We start from the raw sequence: 22135 nt of genomic DNA, 5'->3' as shown, positions 1-22135 counted from the left end.
CCAAAATACACTAAATAACATACTATAAAAGCCATTCTGTGTAGTTAACGTTTCTACATAGAATGGCTTTATATTCCGGTTTGATATTTGACTTATTTATATTCAAATAATTTTAAGATAAATAGTGCTATTAAACTAATAAGAATACAGATACCACATGCTGATACAAAAATAATTTCAGTTTCTTGCCAGGCCATCTCAAAGACAACGCCTGCTTTAGTTATGATGCTATTAGAGATAAAGTTGACAATCGCCAAAGCAATAATCGCTAATGTTGCGGCTAATAACAGCATATTAAAGAAAAAGATAGCATTAGGAAATCTATAATTACTTTGCATATAATACGCCTCCTAAATTTATTTATTATGGTCTTAATTTATCTATTCCCCAAGTGAACGATATCGATGCATACAACCTGCTTTGATTGTTGTTAATACTTGAATATCATCATCAACAATAACTAAGTCAGCGTCTTTACCTACTGCTATACTACCCTTTTGATCATCAATTTTTAACGCGATTGCCTGATTTAAACTGGCTACGCGCCACACTTGGTCTAGTCCTTGTCCAGTAAAGGTCATCACATTTTTCAGTCCATCATTCATTTTCAAAATACTTCCAGCTAAAGATCCTGATGCTAGACGCGCTTCTGACCCTTTAACGATAACATTTTGACCGCCTAGGTCGTATTCTCCATCAGACATGCCTTTAGCACGCATGGCATCAGTAATAAGATAGAAATGTTCATGTCCTTTGAGTTGATACGCAAGTTTAACCGCTGTTGGATGTGAATGAATACCATCAACAATCACTTCCGTATTTAATCCTGAATTGGTCCATGCTGCGCCGAAAACTCCTGGCTTGCGATGCTCAAAGCCTGTCGCTGCATTGTATAAGTGTGTAATATGTTTCGCACCACATGTGACTGCCTCATTCGTTTGATCAAAATCCGCAACAGTATGACCTATTGAGAAAATAATATCATGATGTAGTGCAGCTAATGTCTCTTGTGCACCTTCCACTTCCGGTGCAAAGGTGATCACTTTAATTAAACCTTGCGCACTTTGTTGAAATTGTTGAATTTTATCCACGGAAGGTCGTTGCACATATTGTGGATTTTGTGCACCCACTTTATGTTCTGAAATAAATGGCCCTTCTAAATGTATTCCCACAATTTCTGCTGCAGTTCCTTGTTGTTGTTCTTGATGATACTTAGCAATATTAGCTAAAGCTTTAATGATATTTTCATCAGACTGTGTCATTGTAGTTGCTAAGAAACTTGTCGTTCCTTCTGACAATAAATTTTCAGCTAAATGTTTTAACCCTTCATATGATGCATCCATGGCATCAGCACCATATCCCCCATGAATGTGAATATCAATAAATCCTGGTAAGACGTGCTGACCTTGTGCATCAACCGTTTCTAACATACCATCATATTCACCTGATGCGATTTGCTCAATACGTCCATCATTAATCACGACATATCCATGCTCAATCACTTGCTGTTCTGTGTAAATCTTCCCGTTAATTAGCGCATATTTAGACATACGATCCCTTCTTTTCTGTGTATAATGATTGTCTTATAACGCCTTTATTATATCATTTCAGACTCTGCTCTCCCATGCTTCTTGAAAAATGAAAAATCTTTTCATTATTAGATGTTTCACCATTGTCCATATATGATTGTGTTACTTTTCTCACCACAGCATTTGTATTTAAAATCCATAAATTTTTGAATTATTTTAAAACTTATGGTTATACTTTTAACGACAATAAATTTAAACAAAGGGATGACTAAACAGCTCCATGTCTGACAAAAGGAAGAAAAATAACAATTTTGTTTATGCATTTTCCGTACTTATCATTTTAATCATCACTGCAATTGCTGGCTTATTTCCAAAAGCATTTGGATCACGAGCACAAGCAATTTATAATTTTTTGACTAATTCGTTTGGCTGGCTATTTTTGCTAATTATTTTTATTCTCGACGTCTTTTTGATTTCCCTCGCTGTTTCACGTTATGGCCGCTTCAAGCTGGGAGATAATGATGAAGCGCCTGAATTTTCAACTATTTCATGGATTGGTATGCTATTTTCTGCTGGCTTAGGTGTTGGTATTGTCTTTTGGGGTGTAGCCGAACCATTGACGCACTATTTACATTCACCTTTTCCTGGGAAGATTACCAGTGAATCTGCATCATCTGCACGGCTAGCTATGGGATATACGTTCTTTCATTGGGGAATCTCTCAATGGTCTATATTTGCGATTGCCGGTTTAATAGTAGCATTCTTTCAATTTAGAAAAAAACGCAACGGACTCATTTCCACCGCAATGGAACCTGTCTTTGGTGAAGCTTATAAACGTCCATTTCGCAATATTATTGATATTTTAGCTATTATTGCCACTGTCATGGGTATTGCAACCTCAATTGGTCTTGGAATTTTACAGATTGGTGGCGGCCTTAACTATGTATTCCATATTCCAAATACAAATGTAACTAAGATAGGAATTACAATTTTAATGGTGTGTATCTTCTTAGGCTCTGCTTTAACCGGCTTAAATAGAGGCGTAAAATGGTTGAGCAATATCAACATTGGGTTAGGCGCACTGTTACTTATCTTTATGCTTATATTTGGTGATTTAAAATTTATTGTAGAATCTTATACGCTTGCGATTGGCGATTATATCACGCATTTTGTTGAATATAGTCTCCGTATTAATCCGTATCAAGGGGATAATTCTTGGGTGCAAAAATGGACCGTCTTTTATTGGGCCTGGGTTATTTCTTGGTCCCCATTTATTGGTGGTTTCGTGGCTCGTGTTTCTCGTGGGCGCACAATCCGCGAATTTGTCGTAGGGGTTCTGCTCGTGCCACCTTTAATTTCATTTTCATGGATAGCTGGCTTTGGCGGGACAGCATTAAAAATAGCACTTGGCGGTGATCCGATTGCTAATGTAGTCGATAAAGATTATACTGTAGCATTATTTGAGTTACTGTCTAAGTTCCCGATTAGCGACATCACTAGTGCCCTAGCCATTACCTTAATCTTTATCTTCATCGTTACTAGTGCGGATTCCACCACACATATCGTTGCTAGCATGGCCACAGGTGGTGAAGAAAATCCAAAAGTTAAACATAAAGTTATTTGGGGTTTATTAATCGGTGCTATATCGGTTGCTATGACGATTGCCGGTGGTTTAACAAGTTTACAATCCGCAGCCGTCGTTACTGGTTTGCCTTTTTCTATTATTTTGCTGTTAATGATTTTTTCTTTAATGCGTGCATTACGCAGAGAGCATACGAAACACTTTGCCATGACATATATTAATGATGATAAAGATTACACGATTAGCTTAGAAGAACGTGAAGATCAACAAGATAAACAACATGATTCTACAAACAATATAAATAAAAAGAAATAGCATAAAGGGAGCAGAACTGAACTCATTATGAATTCCTAGTCCTGCCTCGGCAAGTTGATTGGATTGAAATAAGCTTGGTATAAGCATATTTTCAATCCAATCTGATAAAGTGCATGATATCGCTACAAGCGCCATAGCAATGGCTATTGAAAATGCGATATCTAATAATTGGATTTGTTGCGGCTGCCAATAAGCTTGTTATGTTTCAGGTGTTGCCTCAGCACCATAATCTGATTTAAATATTCGAAGTACCCATGGCAGCCCATCTAATGATGCCATAATAGCCTCCCACGTATCATCTTTCACAATCAATGTCGCTATCTTAACAGAAAACAATTATCGTTGTTGCCCTCAAACATCCACTAATTCTTATTGTTCATTGTAAATCTTCATATTTTTAAACACTCAAAAAAAGAAACTGATTATTTCTCTCCCCAAAAAAGTCTTTTTTATGCGATAATTATATATAAGATTAATTTTAGATAGAAATTGGAGTGACGAAGATGTCCGCAGATATATTAACTACTGATGTATTACAAGCGCGTCTAAATTTGATGCCTCAAATACACGATGAATTGGAAGTACAAATTAAAGAACAACTGCAAGGTCAAAATCGTAAAGATATCGCTCATATTAAAGAAGCAACAATCGTTTTAATTAAGTTACATATTACAAAAATGATTAAAAATCAAGCACGTTATGGTGAAACAAGTACTAATGATGATCACTTACACTTTATCGAAGGCCGTCATGCCTACCAACTATTTTATGCATTAGATAGTTCAATGCATATAGAAGAATTAGAATTATCAGAAGACTTATTGGCTAAATATGATGCTGATATCGAACGATTATTAAATGTGCGTGGACAATTGACACCATTTATTAACGTAGCTATCGAAACATTCGATTCTTTTTCTGAAGATTTAGATCTCACTATTGAATATCTTTTCAAAACATATTCTGACATTTTAACACAGGTACAAGATAAGGATTTTAGATTGCATAAATTTGATTCACTCATTGAAGATGCTTTTAAACAATTAGCCACTACACATCAATACGGTGACTTTGGCACAGCGATGGCTCAAGCATCAATTGTAGATACACCATAACAATATAGGGAGCGGGACTACGAATTCACAAAGAATTCTACCCCGCTCCTTATTGTTAATCGTCATAATTTTGTTCTAATTTACGTAGTTCATCTCTTGTTTTCAAAGCTAATCCTTTACCATAATCCATCATTTTCACAATATCTTTAAAAGCTGCATGCGGAATAGCTAATTTCTCTAAATCATCTTGAGTGATGTGTAAATCAATAGATTCAGGCTGCCCTGCTGCAAGTTTTGTCACAAAGTCAGGTTCTGTGACAAACGGTGACGACATACCTACCATATCCGCTTGTCGCATCGCATCTAATGCACTTTCTACCGAGTTAATTCCACCACTCGCAATCATAGGTAAACGCCCATTCAAATGATCATATACAACTTGATTGACACGTTTTCCAAAGTGTTGCCCTGGTGTACGGCTTGTATTTTGATAGATGTGTCGCCCCCAACTAGCAATAGCTAAATAGTGAATATTGGCAACATCCATGACCCAGTCTAAGTGTTGATTAAATTCATCAATGGTATACCCTAGATCACTTCCACGTGTTTCCTCAGGTGTAGCCCTATAGCCAAGAATAAAATCAGCAGGTGCTTGTTGATCAATCACATTTTGAACAGCTTGCATGACTTGTAATCCAAAACGCGCACGGTTTTCTAAGGAATCTACCCCATAGTCATCATGTCGTTGATTTGAAAAAGTAGAAAAAAACGTTTGTATTAATAGACGTTGTGCAACTGATATTTCGACACCATCAAAGCCTGCTTGAATAGCACGAGATGTAGCATCAGCATATTGTTGAATCACATCTTTAATCTTCTCTTGAGACATTTCTAGTACTTTATGAGGTGTTGGAGAATGCAGTGACATCGGGCTAGGTCCATATACTTCACCAAAATTTCGAATCGCTTGATTGGAAAAACGTCCTGCATGTGCCAATTGAATAATCGCTTTATTGCCATCTTGTTGCATGGCTTGGGCTAGCTTTTTCAACCCAGGAATACATGTATCATCTGAGATATTAAAACCATACTCAAAGAGCTGACCATAAGGCTCAATATAAGCAGCACCAGTCACTTGAAGTCCAGCTGATCCCGCCCGTCTTTCAGCATAGCGTAAATCTTCTTGAGTAATATGTCCATCATGCGTCGATGAATTTGTCGTCATTGGTGACAACACGAAACGGTTGTTCAATTGTACGCCGTTAGGTAGCGTGATAGGTTGCGTGATAGGTTGCAATAATGGTGTGTAATCTTCCATGTCAGTGTCATCTTCTTTCATCTGCTTATTAACATCAACGTATCACGACCGCTTAAAATTAGCAATTTAATCACACTTCTTAAATAGTTTTTACTAATGCATTTGACCACTTTGAACCAAATAAACCACATAAAAATATGTTGTTGTAAACTGAAATTTAGCAATACATAACAAAAACCGTTAAAATAAAATTGGGTAAATAATTGGGGAATGATAAAACAGTAATGGAGATGAGTTTTTGGTAGAACTAAATGTGTTAGATTATGCGATGATAGATGAAGGGAAAAATGCTGAGCAGGCACTTCACGATACAATACGCTTGGCACAACTGGCAGATCGACTACGCTTTAAACGTTTTTGGATAACAGAGCATCATAACGTGCCAGCTTTTGCTTGCAGTAGTCCAGAATTATTGATGATGCACATTTTGGGTAAAACATCCCACATTAAAGTAGGCTCAGGTGGTATTATGTTGCCTCATTATAGTCCTTACAAAGTCGCCGAAAATTTTCGCATGTTAGAAGCATTTTATCCTGGACGCGTCGATCTTGGCATTGGCAATAATCCTGGTACACCTGCCGTGAAACGTGCAATGGACGAGGATAAATCTGAATATCTTGATTATCAACAAAGTATCGTGGATCTTCGTCATTACTTAACAAATCAGCAAAGTGAGCAGCGCTTTTCTAGCGTCATGGCACAACCAAACATATCACATCATCCTGATATGTGGCTATTAAGCATTAGCCAACGTTCAGCTAAAATGGCTGCACAGCAAGGTATGGGGTTTGCTGTTGGTACATTTTTATTGCCAGATACAGATAGCATACGTGCCACACAACATAGCATCGCTGCTTATCGCCAGCATTTTGAAATTACATCATTACAGATGTCACCAAGTGTTATGTTAACCGTGTTTGTCATTGTAACTGACACTGAGAAAGAAGCTACACGATTATTACAAGCACTAGATGTATGGTTATTAGGAAAACGTTATTTTGCTGAGTTCGAACGTTTTCCATCTTATGAGACTGCATTACAATATCAACCAACTGCGCGAGATAAAGCACGCATGCAAGCATCTCATTCTAAAATTTTAGCTGGAACCATCACACAAGTAACACCAAAACTCGACGCCATGATTCAAGACTTTCAAGCTGATGAAGTCTTAGTGGTACCTCTCCTACCAAATATAGAAAACCGCTGTCGCACGCTAGAATTACTTGCACAAGCATATCTATAACTAAAGAAAGGAAGTATATATATGGCTAAATTAGCAAACTATCTATTAGTACAAAAGGAAGGAAACCAATATGTCTATTATATGACACCAGAACTTCAAGATGATATTGGTACTGTGGGTTATGTTGAATTCATGACTGCAAACGATGTCGCTAAAAACGATGAAATTGTAAGTATTGAAGCTTCAAAAACGGTGTTAGATGTCCAAACGCCTCTTGCCGGCACAATTGTTGCACGCAATACAAAAGCTGAAGACGAACCAACGATTTTAAACTCAGAAAAACCAGAAGACAATTGGTTAGTCAAATTAGAAAATGTAGATGAAGATGCTTATAACGCATTACCAGAGGCATAAATGTTACAAACACAGAGTAAACGTCTCGCTTATTTAACACATTATTTATGGCAAGAAGCACGTGGTTCAGAACCGTTAAACTACCCTACTGACTCCACAGCACAATGGGAATTATATCGTGGCTTAGCCAATGTCAGACCACCAGAACCTATTTCTCAAGAATATTTAGATATTCAAGATGCTTACCTTTCAGCATTATCAACTGAACGACAGCCCATTCATATGGATGCGTTAACACCTGTAGAGAATCAACAGTTATATGTGTGGCAAGGTGATATTACACGTCTGGCTGTTGATGGGATTGTCAATGCTGCTAACAGTAGCCTCTTAGGGTGTATGCAAGCCAATCATGATTGTATAGATAACATAATCCATACAAAAGCAGGCGTTCAACTTCGTCTTGATTGTGTACAAATCATCAAACAACAAGGTCGTAAAGAAGGTATAGGTAAGGCTAAAATCACCCCGGCGTATAACTTGCCTTGCCGTTATGTCTTGCACACTGTCGGTCCACAAATACGTAAATATCCTGTTTCGCAAATGAATAAAGAACTGTTAGCGCGCTGTTATACATCTTGCTTAGAATTAGCTGAACAGCACGGTTTACAACATATAGCTTTTTGTTGCATTGCGACAGGTGTATTCGGCTTTCCACAAGAAGAAGCTTGCCATATCGCGATTAAGACCGTTTCGGATTATTTAACAACACATCCATCATCAATAAAGGTTATTTTTAATGTCTTTACTGATAAAGATGCACAACTTTATACGGAGGTGCTTCAGACTCATGAGTCATAATAAATGGGCAGCACTCCAACTTGCTCGCGAAGACGCTGCACAAGTCGATATACTACTACGCGCTATCTATGAAGCAGATGCAGTCGTTGTCGGTATTGGCGCTGGTATGTCGGCAGCTGATGGCTTCACCTATATAGGTGAACGTTTTACACAAAACTTTCCAGATTTTATCGAAAAATATGGTTTCTTTGATATGTTACAAGCCAGTCTACATCCCTTTGATAGTTGGCAGGAATACTGGGCATTCGAAAGTCGTTTTGTTGTTTTAAATTATTTGGATCAGCCGGTCGGAGCATCATATCTTGCTTTAAAATCATTATTAGCGCAAAAAGCGTATCACATTATTACAACCAATGCAGATAATGCTTTTTTAGCAGCAGACTATGATTTAAATAAAGTATTTCATATTCAAGGCGAATATATTTTATGGCAATGTAGCCAGCATTGTCATGCACAGACCTATCGTGATGATGATGCTATTCGTCAGATGGTAGCTGAACAACAAGATATGAAAATTCCTTGGACATTGATTCCACATTGTCCAAAATGTGATGCACCTATGGAAATTAACAAACGTAAAGCACAAGTTGGCATGGTTGAAGATGCTGATTTTCATGCACAGCTCGAACAGTATAATGCCTTTTTAGCTGAACATCAACATGGCAAAGTCTTATACCTTGAAATTGGTATCGGTTATACGACACCACAATTTGTGAAACATCCGTTTCAGCGCATGACACGTCACAATACAGATGCCCTTTTTATGACTTTAAATAAAAAAGCTTATCGTATTCCACAAAATATTAAAGTGCGAACCATTCATTTGAATGAAGACATTGCTACATTAATGACAACTGCACAGCAGAAAATGAACAACTAGGAGCTAAAATTATGTATTTAATTGAACCCATCCGCAATGGAAAATATATCGCTGATGGTGCGGTTAACCTTGCCATGCAAGTTTATGTAAATCAGCATATTTTTTTAGATGAAGATATTCTATTACCATACTACTGTGACCCTAAAATTGAAATTGGACGTTTCCAAAATACTGCCATCGAAATCAATCAAGAATACGTTGATACGCATGGCATTCAAGTAGTACGTCGAGATACTGGAGGCGGTGCCGTTTACGTTGATAAAGGTGCTGTAAATGTGTGCTGCATCCTTGAACAAGATACGTCAATTTATGGAGACTTCCAACGTTTCTATCGTCCAGCAATCAAAGCATTGCATCATCTTGGTGCCACCGATGTCATCCAAAGTGGACGCAATGATTTAACACTCCATGGCAAAAAAATTTCTGGCGCCGCTATGACAGTAATCAACAACCATATTTATGGTGGTTACTCTCTACTGCTCGACGTTGATTACGATGCCATGGTGCAATCATTAAATCCAAATCGCAAAAAAATTGAGTCCAAAGGCATTAAATCCGTACGTGCTCGCGTGGGTAATATTAGGGATTCACTTGCCCCTGAGTATCAAGACATCACCATTCAAGCGTTCAAAGACCTTATTATTAAACAAATTATGGGCATCGATGACATTTCAGATGCCAAACGCTATACATTAACCGACGAAGATTGGGCTGGTATTGATCAACTCGTTGCTGACAAATACGCAAATTGGGAGTGGAATTATGGACATTCTCCGCGTTATGAATATAATCGCAATGCGCGTTTTGCTTGTGGTACCATTGATATTTCACTTTCAGTAACACAAAATCGTATCTCAGGTTGTAGTATTTTTGGCGATTTCTTTGGACAAGGCGATATTCATGATGTTGAAACACATCTAGTAGGTACACGAATGGTTAAACAGGATTTAATCGCTCGCTTAGAAGATATTGATTTAAATTATTACTTTGGATCATTATCAGCAGAAGAATTAACACAACTCATTTTAAGCTAGTTACCTAAAACGTCTCGGACATCGTCATGTTTTAGGCTATGAACTCTATATTGGCAGTAGTTGACTGAATTGAAAATACGCTTATCCCAAGCTTTTTTCAACCCGAGTCAACCTTGCCAGGGCGGGACTTCAAATTCACAATAAATGCTGTCTCGCTCTTTTTTTATTATTTAAAATGTAAAAAGTATTTGACATTCTAAATTTCAGTTGTTATGGTGTTTATGTAAAAAACTTTTGACATTTTGAGGTGTAATACAATGAAAATCTTAGCATATATCGGTTTCTTTATATTTTCAGTATCATGGAGTATCGTCACCACTGCATTGTTGCCAGCAGAAAGCGTCGATGGTCGTAAAAAAGACGATACCAAATACGATGAACGACAACGGCGGATGTTCCTAGAAATATTTGCACGCACATTTGTGTGGATAGTTTATATAATGCTATCCTCAGTATTTTTGCGTTTATTTGGCATATACAAGAAAGTTTCAGAATCACTTTTTATATTTAAAGATTATCCAGAATTACTATACATCTTATTGGGCCTGTTATTTTTAGTCATGAATTACTTTTCTGTAAAAAAGAAATATACCACTTAGGATGCGTGATATATGAAAAATAAAATTAAAGCCTATCGTAAAAAAATAGGCATGTCTCAAGAAACGTTAAGCAAAAACGTCAACGTTTCGCGCCAAACAATTAATGCCATCGAGAATAATAAATATGATCCCACATTAATGTTAGCGTTTAAACTTGCAAAGCAGTTTGATACAACCGTTGACGATTTATTTAGCACAAAGTAAAGCAAAGGATGATTCAAATGTTAAAAAAGCAAGATGAAATGGAACGTCATCACTTTAGTATCGCAAGTAAATGGACAACTGGATATTTCTTTATTGCTTTATTCATCTACAGTGTATACACCAAGATAACAACAGGACAATTCGATATCATTTGGCTTATTTTAATGGTTGGTCTTGTACTGTTTTGGGGTATTTTAACATGGCATAAATATCACACACGTTTATAGTTTAATCGTGAGTCCAATATAACACTATGCTGCGCCGTTTCTGCTAGCTCGAGCCTACATATATGATGCCCTGATGGCAGGTGATGCTTGAATTGCTCCCAAAACCAGTTAGCGATATTTTCAGCTGTTGTATTCATTGAAATCAATGTATTATTGATAAGCTGACCATCCAATTTAGGATGAATATATTGATAATATATCTCGTCAATATCAAAGAAATCAATGGCTAACCCGTATGCATTAACTGGAGACTGGATATCTATCGTTAACCGATATTCATGATCAATCAAATCTCGATAATGATGTGCGTCAAAATAAATACGATTATCAGCTGTAAACTGATAATAACTGCGAACAACGATGTCTTGCTGACTACCATATTTAAATTGTTGTGGTAATTGTACTTCACTGATATCGTTATACATCATCTGTTCCTCCTTTTATAAATAAGTTCCTCCAATTAAGAATATAAAAAATCATCTGATATAATCATTTATATACTCAGATGATTTTTTATACTTATCTAGCTGTTTACAGACGCTATCGATCTGTTTTATTTTGTAGTTTATTTTTCAAAAAGTTATTGTCGAAAAGTACGCTTAAGAAATTCAATACGATTTCACGTTCTTTCTTGTTTTTAAAAGCTATCGTGGCATTAAATTCAAATTGATTATCCCCATAAATCAATTCAACAACGGCACTCATAAACTTATCAGATAAGGTATATCCTTTAATATTGCGTATAATAATTTCCTTAAAAAAGTGTTCCTTATTTGAAATAATAACAATATGTCTTCTACTTAAAATCAATGTCGATTCGACAAATGTTTTCTTGCCATTTTGATTATAGACATACTTTACTTTTGTATTATATAGTTGTGCTTCTGTCCCAAATTTCTTATTATATAACTCCATATCTGCATTCATGTGTAGCACCTCCAAAATAATTATTATCATCCCCGAAATAAGTTCTTTCATGCTTATAAGTAACTAAAAAAGTGCGATTCATTCTATTTAATAATGAAAAAGGCACACAAGGTTATCTCAAACCTCATGTGCCATATCATTTGTCTTATCAAACGTGATGCATCAACAAATCAAATCCTAATTCAATTGTCTTAAATAATACTGTTCCGTAAATGAAATATTCAACCACTTATCATAGTTTGTAAAAGCCTCATTTATATTATGAATCAGCTCATCACGATAGACATCTGCTTGTTCAATCGTTCTAATTGCTGATTTGGAATCTACAATATTTTGTAAATCTATATAAATCGCTTGTCCCATTTTAGAAATTCTTAAATCTTCTTCACGAATATTATATTTTAAGTTTAATTCTTTAACAATCGTAAAAATTTCATATTGAACTTCTTCAGATGCTGACATAGAAATAAGTTCCTTACCATTATTGTATAGTAATCGAATTGGCATTGTAATCAGGATAATCCCTGCGAGTAACACCATTCCTGGGTCAATGTAAGGAATGAGCCATGCAAGTGGCGTGTATTTTAAAACAAACATTAACACAAAGCCAAATACTAAACCAAAACTAACTACAGTATCGAGTAACCACTGCAACATTTCAGCATAAATAAGATCTGAACGTTTACGGTTGCGTGACAACATTAAACACACTAGACCACAGCCTACAAATGAGAAAATACCATAGAACAAACCAATGTTTGCATTGATATCTCTCCCGCCTTGTAGAATCGCATAAACTGATGATACTAATGATAAGATACATAATAACAACATGATTGATGAGTTAAAGATAATGGTAAGAGGTTGAAACACATATTTACCAAACGGAAAAGACTCATGATTCGGTTTCTTGATTGCTATAGATGTAAATAAAGAAAGTGAAGAAATTAATAAGCTAAGCACTGCATACAGACCGTCAAGTAACACCATGTCACTGTTTGATACGATACCTAAAAAGATACCTACCACGGAAAAGATCAGTGCACCTATCGTAGAAATGACTAATATTCTACTCACAGAATGATCTGCTTTTTTCATTTTTATCTAGTCCTTTTACATATTTACACCTATTATTTTACACCTAAATTCAAATAAAACAATCCCATAGCCGTGTTGCGAGAGGTTTGAGAATACAGCTAATGGGATTGTTAAGGAAAGAATATTCACGTTTTTTAAGCTATCTTAATTATTTTGTAATATTTTCATGAGGTTTGTTTACGTCAAATCTATAGGAAATCAATCCATAAAGTGTCCATCCGGCAAACGTTACTATTGCACCGTAGTAAACTGCGATACCACCAGAAGAGTAGATTGCATATAATGTGTAAAGTCCTGCAATGACTGCAATAAAGTTTGTCCACTTCATGCCTTTAGCAGACACACTACCTGCTTCTTTCTGCATCGTCTTAATACTTGCCATAGTAAGAACGTATGGCACAGCGTTCGTTACAACGGCCAAGTTAACTAAAATGGTAAATTGTTTAGATAATGATGGACTAATTGTCATTAATGAAATTAGTGTTTGTAAACATGTAATTATCAACATACCAATTAATGGTGTACCATTACCAATTGTTTTAGCGAATACTTTAGGGAAGTATTTTTCAACTGCAGACGTTCTAAACACTTCTGCAATTGTAAATTGCCAACCAATTAATGAACCGAAACATGAAATAATCATTAATCCGATTACAATGCTACCTACTGTTGGGTTAAACATATGACTAAATGCTAAACCGAATGGTGCATTTGAATGTGCTAAATCTTTAATTGGTGAAATACCTAAAATAACGTTTGTAGAAATAATGTACATTACCGCAGCACCGATTGTACCACCCATAACGGCAATTGGTACGTTTTTCTTAGGATTATCTACAGCATCACTATTTGCTGCTGCTGACTCTAAACCTAAGAATGCCCATAAGGTAATTGAAATTGATTTACCCATACCTTCGAAGAATCCAAAGTGATGTGGGTTCCATGATGATGCGAAGTTACTTCCACTGAACCAGAACCATCCAATAATACTGATGAATACAACTGGAAGAATAACGCCCCATACAGTAAATGAACTGATTTTACCAGTGATGCTTGCACCACCAAAGTTTAATGATGTTGCTACCCATAACGCTAAAATTGTCCATAACGCTGTAGCAACTGGTGACATATGGATGTGAAGTAATTCAGCTGTATAACCTACTGCTGAAATAGCGATGGCAGCATTGGCAATTACCAACGAAAGACCATACGTATAGTTAGTTAAGAATGCTCCGGCTTTACCGAATGAGTATTCTGCATAACCACCCATTCCTCCACCTTTTGAGCTGTATAAACCTGCTCTAGCAAAGATGAAAGCAAGCATTACTGCTCCAACTGTTGTCACAATCCATGAAAGGATTGACATTGTACCTACTTGTGCGAGGTTCGTCGGTAACATGATAATACCTGAACCCATCATGTTAACAGCCGTAACGATTGTTAACTGAGTCACACTCATTTTTTTCTTTTGAGCCATGTTCGTTCTCCTTCCTAGCTTTCTAGCACATAACCAAATGCTTTAATTTTGCCGTCTACTTCTTCAAAGTAAACACCTTGAATTTCTGGTGCGAATCCAGGGAATTTATTGATACCTTCTTCTAAAATCTTGAAGTAAGATTTAGCTGTTTCGCTCCATTTTTCACCTGGAACAACACAGAAGATTCCTGGAGGATATGGTAATGCACCTTCAAGTGCAATTTCTCCAACGATGTTGTCTAATTCAACTAATTTAGCGTTGTTTTTCAATAATTGAATGTTAGCATCGTAAGGTTTCATGCTTTGTTCTGGTAAGTAGTCTTTTAAGAACATTTTTTTCTGGAATTCTTTTGTATTATGTTCTTTATAGAAATCATGTAATTCTTGGCATAATTGACGAATTGTATAACCTTGATAGCGTTCAAAGTTTTGATGATACAATCTTGGCAACACTTTATCTAGCGGTGCATCTTGATCAATTAAGCTTTCGAATTTGATTAATTTAGCGATTAAATTGTTCATTTTAGCTTCGTCGCTAGCTGGTGTCATTAAGAATAGAATAGAGTTTAAGTCATTTTTCTCAGGAATAATGCCATTTTCACGTAAATAATTAGCCAAAATAACTGCTGGAATACCAAAGTCCATGTATGAATCATCTTCTGGGTTGATACCTGGTGTTGTTAATAAGAATTTGTTTGGATCAACGAAATATTGGTCTTTACCATAGCCGTTGAAACCATGCCATGATTCTTCTGGATTGAATTTCCAATAGTCTAAATTGCTAATGATTTCTTCTGTTGGTGCATCAGACCATTTTTTACCATTCACTTTTTCAGGTAAGAACGGTTTAATATATTTACATTTAGCTAGGATTTCTTTTCTAGCATTTGTTGATACCGTTAAACAATCGTTCCAAAGTTTTTCTCCCATAGGTCCTTCTTGCATTCTTGCGTTGATATCTAGAGAAGCGAACATTGGATAGAACGGTGAAGTTGATGCATATTGCATATAAGCATTATTGAAACGTTTATGATTGATATAACGTTTTTGGCCTTTAATGTGTTTATCTTTTTTATGGATTTGTGACGCTTGTGAGAAACCAGCTTGTTGTTTATGTGTAGATTGAACAACAAAGATACCAGGATCATTTTCATCAAGGTCTAATAATAATGGTGAAGATTTTTTCATTAATGGAATGAATTGTTCATAACCCACCCAAGCTGAGTCGAATAAAATGTAATCACATAAGTGACCAATTTTATCTACAACTTGACGTGCATTGTAAATCGTACCATCATAAGTTCCCAATTGGATAACGGCTAAACGGAAAGGTCTATCCCATTTTGCACGTTCAGGATCCACTTTAGCAACTTCTTGTCTCAAATATTCTTCATCAAAGTCGTGTTCGTGAATACCGCCAATGAAACCATAAGAGTCACGTGCTGTTTGCATATAAACTGGACGGCCACCGTCTTTAACTAAAGCTGAAATATAAACTGATTTGTGGTTGTTTCTGTCAAATAATACTAAGTCATCAGGCATAATTGCTGATGTAATCGTAATGTTATTTGATGTTGTTGAGCCGTTCATAACGAAATATGTTTTGTCTGCATTATAAACTTTTGCAGCATGTTTTTGAGCATCTACGGCTGGACCTTCATGGATTAATAAGTCCCCTAAATCCACGTCTGCGTTACAAATATCTGCTCTAAAAATATTTTCGCCGAAGAATTTGTAGAATTGTCTTCCAGCTGGATGTTTAGCAAAATATTGTCCACCTTGGTGTCCAGGACAGTCGAATTGCACATTACCGCGTTCAACATAGTCCGCTAAAGTATTAAAGAATGGAGGTAGTACATTGTTTTCATATTTAGAAATTGCATATTCTAATTTTTTTGAATTATATTCAAAATTACTATTGTTTACATCTATTATGAAATCTACTTCTTTTAAATCCACTGCGTTAGCTGCATCTTTATCATTTTCGTAGTCGGAAACAACAAATACAGGAATGTCTAATTTTGCCTCTTTAAGTTTGTTGACAAAATCCATATCCTCTTCCATAAGAACAACAGCACCTAAATCGATGATGTCTTCATCTTTGTCATGGATCGATACAATTTCTCTTTCGCTAGTGAAATATTTTCTTGCTTCCTCCGAAGAAGCAACTTTCAAGAATTTCATAAATATAACCTTCTTCCCTCAAATTAATTTATTCTCTTTTGTACCTCCACCGACAGTGTAGTACGATTATCAAAAATTGTTAATACCTTAAATAATTATTTCTGTGAAATATTTCACATTTAATATTACAACGCTTACATACACAAGGCTTTTGAGAATTGTTAAGTTTTTGTGACAAGTATGTAAATTGCATTTACAAAGTAAAAACCCCGCCATTGTAGGCATATTTGTCTATACAACTTGGGAATTTTTATTATAATATGTCTTTAAAAGTAACCAATATGCAAAATATTATTGCGGACTATGAACAAATGTTTATATCTATTTTTTCACAATCTCACATACGATTTTTGATTAAAAATTTAGACATGGATCTTCTCAAAAAGATGATCCATGTCCTAGAAAATAAATTTTCACACATCCTTGTATATTCATAATATTTTATATTTATGCATTTAATACAATTAATAATTCAATTCTCGCTTGCTTAAAATCGAATGTTTTTTAAAAAACTTGCAGTTAAATATTTTGATATTCTATCTATTGTTGCTATTTACAACTTTTGGTTCAATTAATTCGACTATCTGGTTTTCATAAAAAGGTCGCTTGTTTCAATTACTACCTAACAACTACACATATATGGTCGACTGATACTAAGTGGTGTTGTCTCAACTGTGGCAATCATACCAGCTATAATAAATATTGAATCATTTTGATAACACGCACTGGACAATTTCTTGTCATCACATACAACTTAACTCACAAACAGTAATGATCATATTGTCATATTCAATCAAATTTAACATCCCGTTGATTGGTAAATGATAGTGCCTGTCTTCTTCTGTCATGCTTAACTATGACAGTGTCTACCTAATAATATAAAGATTTATCACATTGTTTTTGATTGTCTAATATGATGCGTTTGACGTTGTGATATAATTGTTTGCAACATTAATAACGCAGCATTTACAGACCAATATAAAGCTAGTGCTGAGGGAGATTGAAACGCAATGTAGAGAATAAATAACGGGGAAACGATCATCATCACATAGCCCATCATTCTTTGTTCCTTAGGCATTTGTCTGGCACTTAACCATGATTGGACAAAATACATGAACCCAGCAATCATAGCCATCATGCTATCTGGTGATGTGAGATGAAACCACATAAATGTTGGATGACTTAGAATTCCTCCTGAAGTTGGCCATTTTAATGTCGCATATAATCCAAATAAAATAGGGATTTGTATTAGCATAGGTAAACAGCCAAACATGGTTGTTAAAGGATTAAGTTGATGTTGTTGATATAAATGCTGCAACTCTTGATATGCCTCATTTTTTAGTTGCTGAGTTGCTGCTGCTTTCATTTTTTGTTGTATCGGTTCAATTTTGGGTTGTAATTCTTTCATTTTCATACTGGTTATTGCCATTTGTTTTTGGTTATGCAACATGAGTGGCATTAATATTAATCTTACTAGGCACACAATAATAACAATAGCCAATCCATAATTATGATTCAGATGTAAACCCAAATAATGTAGCAACCCATCCATAGGTCCAACAACAAGTTGATACACCAAACCTGTCCTTTGGTGTGTATCACTGTAATTGCATCCTGAAAGTAAACTAATCCATAATAAAAGTATTGTCACATACCATTTCTTCATTTTATTCAGTCCCCTGGCGATATATAAAGTCTAAACGCTTCACAATGTGTTGAAATTGTGGATTATGCCACAATTCTGCAAATCGTTGTTCGTCAGCTACGACTCTATAAAAGTCACGTGTCACTCTATCATTTTGTATATTTAATCGCTTACCAAACGGCATTTTTACTAAAAACATATCAATATCATTAAAAAAATGATCTTGCTGATAATTGCAATTTCGCACAACTCGTTCATAGCACTGACAGTAGTCTTCTAAATATTCTAAAGCTTGCTCATACTCAGTTTGTTGATAGTAATACATAGCCAGCGACAAATTAATACCAATATTGATATATGGAAATAATTGATTGGTATTAAATCCCTGCTGCAATGCTTTAAAACGCTGTTCGATATCACTGATTTCTTCGTATAAATCACGAACCAATATCAACTGTAACTGTTGAGACATTAACATTAGTGATTGATACATATCCACTTGAATCACCCTTGAAGCCTTCGCTAAGTTCCCTTGTTGTGCATAAGCATCTGCTAAAAAGAACGCTGTTCCCTCTTTAATTGAACAATCAGGAACAGTGTCGATAATGGCGCCATAGTCTGCAGAATATAGCTGAAATGCTAAACGATAACATTTAGCATATTTTATCAGTTCATCAGAATCGGATTTTTCTTCAACTATATCGCATAATGTTTGTGCAAATTGAATCGTATCTAGACGTTGTTCCTCATTTTCAGCATAATAAATATGATTCATCAGCAACGCAATGATTGACAATAAAAATGAATACTCATTATTGTTATTATGACAACTCTCTCTCACTGCAGTTAAAAATGTCCCATACGAATGATTAGTCAATTGTTTAGACAAGTGTTGACATAGATGAGTGGCGTCTTCTTTCGTTAATACATCTTGATAATCCAATAATTCGTCCACACTCATATTAAATAATTTTGCAAGCTTTGGTAACAACTGAATATCAGGCATTAAACTACCATTTTCCCATTTTGAAATAGTTGGCTTTGTGATATCTAAATATGCAGCCAATTTATCTTGCGTTAATCCTAGTTTAGTCCGCTGCGCTTTTATAACCTTATTAATTTTAATCATATTAAACAACTCCTTACATTTATTGTATCTAGCAGTTGAACTAAATTGTATTTCTAATATGACAATATCAAGGAAATAAAGTTTCCACATAAGAAACTTATAGTCGTATGGATATTCTTTTCGTTTAAAAATTCGTATAAAAACACGGTGTATGATAATTTAAAAAACTATCATTCGAAAATCTTGTATCGTAAGTTACAATATTGATAAAGAGGTGATATAAATGAAAAACATCTTTAATTTCTCATTCGTTCTAGGGCTTATGTTAATTATCGTTGGGATTGTGCGTTTATTTAATGGTATTGATATTGTATCTATCTTTGCAATTGCACTGGGAATTATGGAAATATTTCTCTCATTAAGTCAGCGCAAACAAATTAAACGACAAAACCAACATGCTTCAAATGACTCAAAACACGAAAAACCAAGTTTTAAACATACTCAAGATAAAGAATAATCATCATTTCAGCTACTAAAATAAACAAAATTTATTATAATATATATAAATGATAAAATAATATAGTCTGTACTAAATAACGCTCCATGTTATCGTTTTTTACGATTGAATTAATGTGTACTTATCGTTTTACTTTATTCAAACTTTACAACTTTTAAATAAGATTCGTGAGATTAAGTGTTTTCTCATTTTCTCTAGCAGTATCTTCACAAAAACAAAAATAAACATATTAACTATTAACTTTATTTCACAAATTAGTGAATCTTTAGCATTGTTCAATAGTTAAATATGCTTATCCGCTCTCGTTTCCTATGTTCAGTAATCTAATGGTCCTAATAGTATAAAGATAATGAATAATACAGCACTCAAAAATGTTGTCGGCATAAGCCACCATACTTTGGTGAAATGTTGGCGCTTAAGTTCAATCAATCCAATCATAGTAGAAAAACCCCATAAATCATCAAATACAACATTTCCAAATATATTCTCTGGTAGTAGCGCATCTAATAATTCAATTAAAAATACTGCCATTAAACCAAGTTGGTAGCTAATCACTAAAATACGTCGCTGCTTAGATTGCCATTGTCGACTCAGACGCAAATACGCCCAAAGTATTATTACAAGAATGAACACCTCGATGATAATAGTTAAATAATACAAGTAATCATTGCTTATTAACATTTTAACCCTCTTAACATTAAAATATTTATAAATATGTTCACTTTTAGAATAGGTCATATCAATGCATCATTCAATTATGATATACCAATTTTATTTACTTATGTTGTTATGTTATGTTGTATATGTAAATAATCACTAGGGGTGCAGTAATCGCTGCTGAGAGAAACTTTGTTTCAACCCTTGAACCTGATGGTTAGTACCAGCGTAGGAAAGTGAACCTTGTGCGTCATTGATGCGTAGTCCTTTTGACATCAATCTTTTTCTTGTTAAACACAAGCATTCACTTTTGCTACGTGAATGCTTATTTTAATAGGAGGAGAAAAGATAATGGATACACTAACAGTTGGTTTAGAATGGTTTTTAAATCCAGATCATATGCCGCTGATCATTGGCATTGAAAAAGGCTGGTTTGCAGATGCACAACTTGACGTACATATGATTGAGCCAGAAGCGCATTTCGATGCACTATCTGAAATTGAAAACAACAAAATGGATATAGCGATAACAGAACCTATTCACTTAGTTGAAGATCGTGCTAACGCTAAAGACGTTGTTGGCTTCGCACGATTCTTGCACACTAACGGTGGTGTCATGTTCAACAAAGATAAAGCAATAACTCGTCCACGTGACCTTATTGGAAAACGCTTAACCTATCCTGGGGCACCAGGCTCCGGTGGTATTGCAATTGTTAAAACAATGATTGAAGCCGATGGTGCTACATATCAGGAAGGTGATTTGATTCCTGTGAACAATAGCTTTTATCATACAGATGCATTAGAGAAGGACAAAGCAGACGCAGCAACGTTAATCTTTGAAAATTTCGAAATAATCGAAGCAAAATTACGTGGCTTAAATGTCGATTTCTTCGCTCTTAAAGATTATAATGTTCCAGATTTTTGTCAATTAATATTGATTACCTCTCCACAACACCTCAAAATACAGCATGATAAATTATCACGTTTTATCACTGTCATTAAAAAAGCTATAGATTATATTCATCAACATTTGGATGAAGCGATTGCAATTTATTGTGCTTATACGCAAACTGATGTATATGATGCATTAAACCAACAAACCATACAAGCTACAGCCCATTGTTTTACTAATGATTTATCAATGAGCTCCGATTATTACAATGATTTACAACTATGGTTACACGAAAACGATAAAATCGTACAAACCATTGATTCACAACTTTATTTCACTAATGAATTATTATTCCCACGTTATCATCGACACTAATCATAGGAAATCGAATCTGGGCCATCATTATGTTTTAGGCTATGAACTCTATATTGGCAGTAGTTGACTGAATTGAACATATGCTTATACCAAGATATTTTCAATCCTAGTCAACCTTACCAGGGCGGGACTACGAATTCATAATGAATTCTGTCCCG

At 35.2% G+C, this 22135-nt stretch carries 24 protein-coding genes and 1 riboswitch; of the genes, 12 read left to right on the top strand and 12 right to left on the bottom strand.

All coding sequences use genetic code 11. From position 1 onward, the window contains the following. Nucleotides 1-92: 92 nt before the first annotated feature. Both HMPREF2864_RS08015 and nagA read right to left on the bottom strand, forming a co-directional pair. Nucleotides 93-338, bottom strand: coding sequence for a hypothetical protein (locus tag HMPREF2864_RS08015; protein WP_002460701.1), 246 nt, complete (start codon nt 336-338; stop codon nt 93-95). A 42-nt stretch (nt 339-380) separates the two neighbouring features. Further along, nucleotides 381-1550, bottom strand: coding sequence for an N-acetylglucosamine-6-phosphate deacetylase (gene nagA, locus HMPREF2864_RS08010; RefSeq protein WP_002492447.1), 1170 nt, complete (start codon nt 1548-1550; stop codon nt 381-383). A 259-nt stretch (nt 1551-1809) separates the two neighbouring features. Here nagA and HMPREF2864_RS08005 point away from each other — a divergent pair, with 259 nt between their 5' ends. After that, on the top strand, nt 1810-3426 hold the full coding sequence (locus HMPREF2864_RS08005; protein ID WP_070481870.1) for a BCCT family transporter: 1617 nt from the start codon (nt 1810-1812) through the stop codon (nt 3424-3426). A 198-nt stretch (nt 3427-3624) separates the two neighbouring features. Here the strand turns inward: HMPREF2864_RS08005 and HMPREF2864_RS12190 are convergent, their stop codons facing one another. After that, complete coding sequence (locus tag HMPREF2864_RS12190; RefSeq protein WP_002460704.1) at nt 3625-3762, bottom strand: hypothetical protein; 138 nt, start codon at nt 3760-3762, stop codon at nt 3625-3627. A gap of 167 nt (nt 3763-3929) precedes the next feature. Between HMPREF2864_RS12190 and HMPREF2864_RS08000 the strand changes: the two genes are divergently transcribed. Further along, the gene (locus tag HMPREF2864_RS08000) at nt 3930-4541 is read left to right on the top strand and encodes a hypothetical protein (protein ID WP_070545284.1); all 612 of its coding nucleotides are present in this window, start codon (nt 3930-3932) and stop codon (nt 4539-4541) included. Between the two features lie 55 nt (nt 4542-4596). Here HMPREF2864_RS08000 and HMPREF2864_RS07995 read toward each other — a convergent pair whose 3' ends face one another. Beyond that, complete coding sequence (locus HMPREF2864_RS07995; RefSeq protein ID WP_070572171.1) at nt 4597-5799, bottom strand: NADH-dependent flavin oxidoreductase; 1203 nt, start codon at nt 5797-5799, stop codon at nt 4597-4599. A 238-nt stretch (nt 5800-6037) separates the two neighbouring features. On the opposite strand from HMPREF2864_RS07995, the gene HMPREF2864_RS07990 reads away from it, so the two are divergent. From HMPREF2864_RS07990 to HMPREF2864_RS07955, 8 genes are all read left to right on the top strand, one after another. Beyond that, nucleotides 6038-7042: an LLM class flavin-dependent oxidoreductase gene (locus tag HMPREF2864_RS07990; protein WP_012990686.1), complete on the top strand. Its 1005-nt coding sequence runs from the start codon at nt 6038-6040 to the stop codon at nt 7040-7042. A gap of 21 nt (nt 7043-7063) precedes the next feature. Next, complete coding sequence (locus HMPREF2864_RS07985; protein ID WP_002460709.1) at nt 7064-7396, top strand: glycine cleavage system H family protein; 333 nt, start codon at nt 7064-7066, stop codon at nt 7394-7396. Next, nucleotides 7397-8194 carry a protein-ADP-ribose hydrolase gene (locus HMPREF2864_RS07980; protein WP_070572169.1) on the top strand — a complete coding sequence of 266 codons (798 nt, stop codon included), beginning with the start codon at nt 7397-7399 and terminating at the stop codon, nt 8192-8194. Next, nucleotides 8184-9074 carry an SIR2 family NAD-dependent protein deacylase gene (locus tag HMPREF2864_RS07975; protein ID WP_070545290.1) on the top strand — a complete coding sequence of 297 codons (891 nt, stop codon included), beginning with the start codon at nt 8184-8186 and terminating at the stop codon, nt 9072-9074. Before HMPREF2864_RS07980 ends, HMPREF2864_RS07975 begins: the two co-directional genes overlap by 11 nt. Nucleotides 9075-9085: 11 nt before the next feature. Then, complete coding sequence (locus HMPREF2864_RS07970; RefSeq protein ID WP_070545292.1) at nt 9086-10108, top strand: lipoate--protein ligase; 1023 nt, start codon at nt 9086-9088, stop codon at nt 10106-10108. Nucleotides 10109-10365: 257 nt separating this feature from the next. Next, nucleotides 10366-10707, top strand: coding sequence for a hypothetical protein (locus HMPREF2864_RS07965; RefSeq protein ID WP_002460715.1), 342 nt, complete (start codon nt 10366-10368; stop codon nt 10705-10707). 12 nt (nt 10708-10719) lie between these two features. Next, complete coding sequence (locus HMPREF2864_RS07960; protein WP_002460717.1) at nt 10720-10911, top strand: helix-turn-helix transcriptional regulator; 192 nt, start codon at nt 10720-10722, stop codon at nt 10909-10911. A gap of 17 nt (nt 10912-10928) precedes the next feature. Continuing rightward, complete coding sequence (locus HMPREF2864_RS07955; RefSeq protein WP_037543368.1) at nt 10929-11138, top strand: hypothetical protein; 210 nt, start codon at nt 10929-10931, stop codon at nt 11136-11138. On the opposite strand, the gene HMPREF2864_RS07950 is transcribed toward HMPREF2864_RS07955, so the two are convergent. From HMPREF2864_RS07950 to HMPREF2864_RS07920, 7 genes are all read right to left on the bottom strand, one after another. Next, nucleotides 11123-11563 carry a 6-pyruvoyl trahydropterin synthase family protein gene (locus HMPREF2864_RS07950; protein WP_070545294.1) on the bottom strand — a complete coding sequence of 147 codons (441 nt, stop codon included), beginning with the start codon at nt 11561-11563 and terminating at the stop codon, nt 11123-11125. The two genes, HMPREF2864_RS07955 and HMPREF2864_RS07950, sit on opposite strands and share 16 nt — an antisense overlap. A 115-nt stretch (nt 11564-11678) precedes the next feature. Further along, the gene (locus HMPREF2864_RS07945) at nt 11679-12065 is read right to left on the bottom strand and encodes a hypothetical protein (protein WP_002479023.1); all 387 of its coding nucleotides are present in this window, start codon (nt 12063-12065) and stop codon (nt 11679-11681) included. A 177-nt stretch (nt 12066-12242) separates the two neighbouring features. Beyond that, nucleotides 12243-13163 (bottom strand): cation diffusion facilitator family transporter, encoded by a 921-nt coding sequence (locus tag HMPREF2864_RS07940; RefSeq protein WP_002460722.1) that lies wholly within the window; start codon nt 13161-13163, stop codon nt 12243-12245. A gap of 148 nt (nt 13164-13311) precedes the next feature. Then, nucleotides 13312-14640 carry a putrescine-ornithine antiporter gene (gene potE / locus HMPREF2864_RS07935; RefSeq protein WP_002460723.1) on the bottom strand — a complete coding sequence of 443 codons (1329 nt, stop codon included), beginning with the start codon at nt 14638-14640 and terminating at the stop codon, nt 13312-13314. A gap of 14 nt (nt 14641-14654) precedes the next feature. Continuing rightward, the gene (gene speC, locus HMPREF2864_RS07930) at nt 14655-16823 is read right to left on the bottom strand and encodes an ornithine decarboxylase (protein WP_002460725.1); all 2169 of its coding nucleotides are present in this window, start codon (nt 16821-16823) and stop codon (nt 14655-14657) included. Between the two features lie 889 nt (nt 16824-17712). Beyond that, the gene (gene yidC, locus HMPREF2864_RS07925; protein WP_070545296.1) at nt 17713-18489 is read right to left on the bottom strand and encodes a membrane protein insertase YidC; all 777 of its coding nucleotides are present in this window, start codon (nt 18487-18489) and stop codon (nt 17713-17715) included. Between the two features lies 1 nt (nt 18490). Next, the gene (locus tag HMPREF2864_RS07920) at nt 18491-19597 is read right to left on the bottom strand and encodes a helix-turn-helix domain-containing protein (RefSeq protein WP_070545298.1); all 1107 of its coding nucleotides are present in this window, start codon (nt 19595-19597) and stop codon (nt 18491-18493) included. 223 nt (nt 19598-19820) lie between these two features. Here HMPREF2864_RS07920 and HMPREF2864_RS07915 point away from each other — a divergent pair, with 223 nt between their 5' ends. Further along, nucleotides 19821-20054, top strand: a complete 234-nt coding sequence (locus HMPREF2864_RS07915; RefSeq protein ID WP_002460728.1) for a hypothetical protein — start codon at nt 19821-19823, stop codon at nt 20052-20054. Nucleotides 20055-20369: 315 nt separating this feature from the next. Here HMPREF2864_RS07915 and HMPREF2864_RS07910 read toward each other — a convergent pair whose 3' ends face one another. Next, entirely contained in the window at nt 20370-20735 is a 366-nt protein-coding gene (locus HMPREF2864_RS07910; protein ID WP_070545300.1) for a hypothetical protein, read from the bottom strand. Nucleotides 20736-20862: 127 nt separating this feature from the next. Continuing rightward, nucleotides 20863-20963: riboswitch (TPP riboswitch) on the top strand. A 99-nt stretch (nt 20964-21062) separates the two neighbouring features. Here HMPREF2864_RS07910 and HMPREF2864_RS07905 point away from each other — a divergent pair. Beyond that, nucleotides 21063-21977 (top strand): ABC transporter substrate-binding protein, encoded by a 915-nt coding sequence (locus HMPREF2864_RS07905; protein WP_037543373.1) that lies wholly within the window; start codon nt 21063-21065, stop codon nt 21975-21977. Nucleotides 21978-22135: the final 158 nt, after the last annotated feature.

The sequence above is a fragment of the Staphylococcus sp. HMSC059F04 genome, from assembly GCF_001812565.1.
Lineage (GTDB): Bacteria > Bacillota > Bacilli > Staphylococcales > Staphylococcaceae > Staphylococcus > Staphylococcus lugdunensis.
This window is presented reverse-complemented; position numbering and strand designations above follow the sequence as displayed.

Bases quoted from the DNA above. Each gene is read 5' to 3' on its own strand.
- HMPREF2864_RS07960 (WP_002460717.1), top strand. From the start codon at position 10,720: ATGAAAAATAAAATTAAAGCCTATCGTAAAAAAATAGGCATGTCTCAA.
- HMPREF2864_RS07965 (WP_002460715.1), top strand. From the start codon at position 10,366: ATGAAAATCTTAGCATATATCGGTTTCTTTATATTTTCAGTATCATGG.
- HMPREF2864_RS08000 (WP_070545284.1), top strand. From the start codon at position 3,930: ATGTCCGCAGATATATTAACTACTGATGTATTACAAGCGCGTCTAAAT.
- HMPREF2864_RS07955 (WP_037543368.1), top strand. From the start codon at position 10,929: ATGTTAAAAAAGCAAGATGAAATGGAACGTCATCACTTTAGTATCGCA.
- nagA (WP_002492447.1), bottom strand. From the start codon at position 1,550: ATGTCTAAATATGCGCTAATTAACGGGAAGATTTACACAGAACAGCAA.
- HMPREF2864_RS07905 (WP_037543373.1), top strand. From the start codon at position 21,063: ATGGATACACTAACAGTTGGTTTAGAATGGTTTTTAAATCCAGATCAT.
- HMPREF2864_RS07920 (WP_070545298.1), bottom strand. From the start codon at position 19,597: ATGATTAAAATTAATAAGGTTATAAAAGCGCAGCGGACTAAACTAGGA.
- HMPREF2864_RS08005 (WP_070481870.1), top strand. From the start codon at position 1,810: ATGTCTGACAAAAGGAAGAAAAATAACAATTTTGTTTATGCATTTTCC.
- potE (WP_002460723.1), bottom strand. From the start codon at position 14,640: ATGGCTCAAAAGAAAAAAATGAGTGTGACTCAGTTAACAATCGTTACG.
- HMPREF2864_RS07995 (WP_070572171.1), bottom strand. From the start codon at position 5,799: ATGGAAGATTACACACCATTATTGCAACCTATCACGCAACCTATCACG.
- HMPREF2864_RS08015 (WP_002460701.1), bottom strand. From the start codon at position 338: ATGCAAAGTAATTATAGATTTCCTAATGCTATCTTTTTCTTTAATATG.
- HMPREF2864_RS07985 (WP_002460709.1), top strand. From the start codon at position 7,064: ATGGCTAAATTAGCAAACTATCTATTAGTACAAAAGGAAGGAAACCAA.
- HMPREF2864_RS07915 (WP_002460728.1), top strand. From the start codon at position 19,821: ATGAAAAACATCTTTAATTTCTCATTCGTTCTAGGGCTTATGTTAATT.
- HMPREF2864_RS07980 (WP_070572169.1), top strand. From the start codon at position 7,397: ATGTTACAAACACAGAGTAAACGTCTCGCTTATTTAACACATTATTTA.
- HMPREF2864_RS07970 (WP_070545292.1), top strand. From the start codon at position 9,086: ATGTATTTAATTGAACCCATCCGCAATGGAAAATATATCGCTGATGGT.
- HMPREF2864_RS07910 (WP_070545300.1), bottom strand. From the start codon at position 20,735: ATGTTAATAAGCAATGATTACTTGTATTATTTAACTATTATCATCGAG.
- HMPREF2864_RS07975 (WP_070545290.1), top strand. From the start codon at position 8,184: ATGAGTCATAATAAATGGGCAGCACTCCAACTTGCTCGCGAAGACGCT.
- HMPREF2864_RS07940 (WP_002460722.1), bottom strand. From the start codon at position 13,163: ATGAAAAAAGCAGATCATTCTGTGAGTAGAATATTAGTCATTTCTACG.
- speC (WP_002460725.1), bottom strand. From the start codon at position 16,823: ATGAAATTCTTGAAAGTTGCTTCTTCGGAGGAAGCAAGAAAATATTTC.
- HMPREF2864_RS07945 (WP_002479023.1), bottom strand. From the start codon at position 12,065: ATGAATGCAGATATGGAGTTATATAATAAGAAATTTGGGACAGAAGCA.
- yidC (WP_070545296.1), bottom strand. From the start codon at position 18,489: ATGAAGAAATGGTATGTGACAATACTTTTATTATGGATTAGTTTACTT.
- HMPREF2864_RS07950 (WP_070545294.1), bottom strand. From the start codon at position 11,563: ATGTATAACGATATCAGTGAAGTACAATTACCACAACAATTTAAATAT.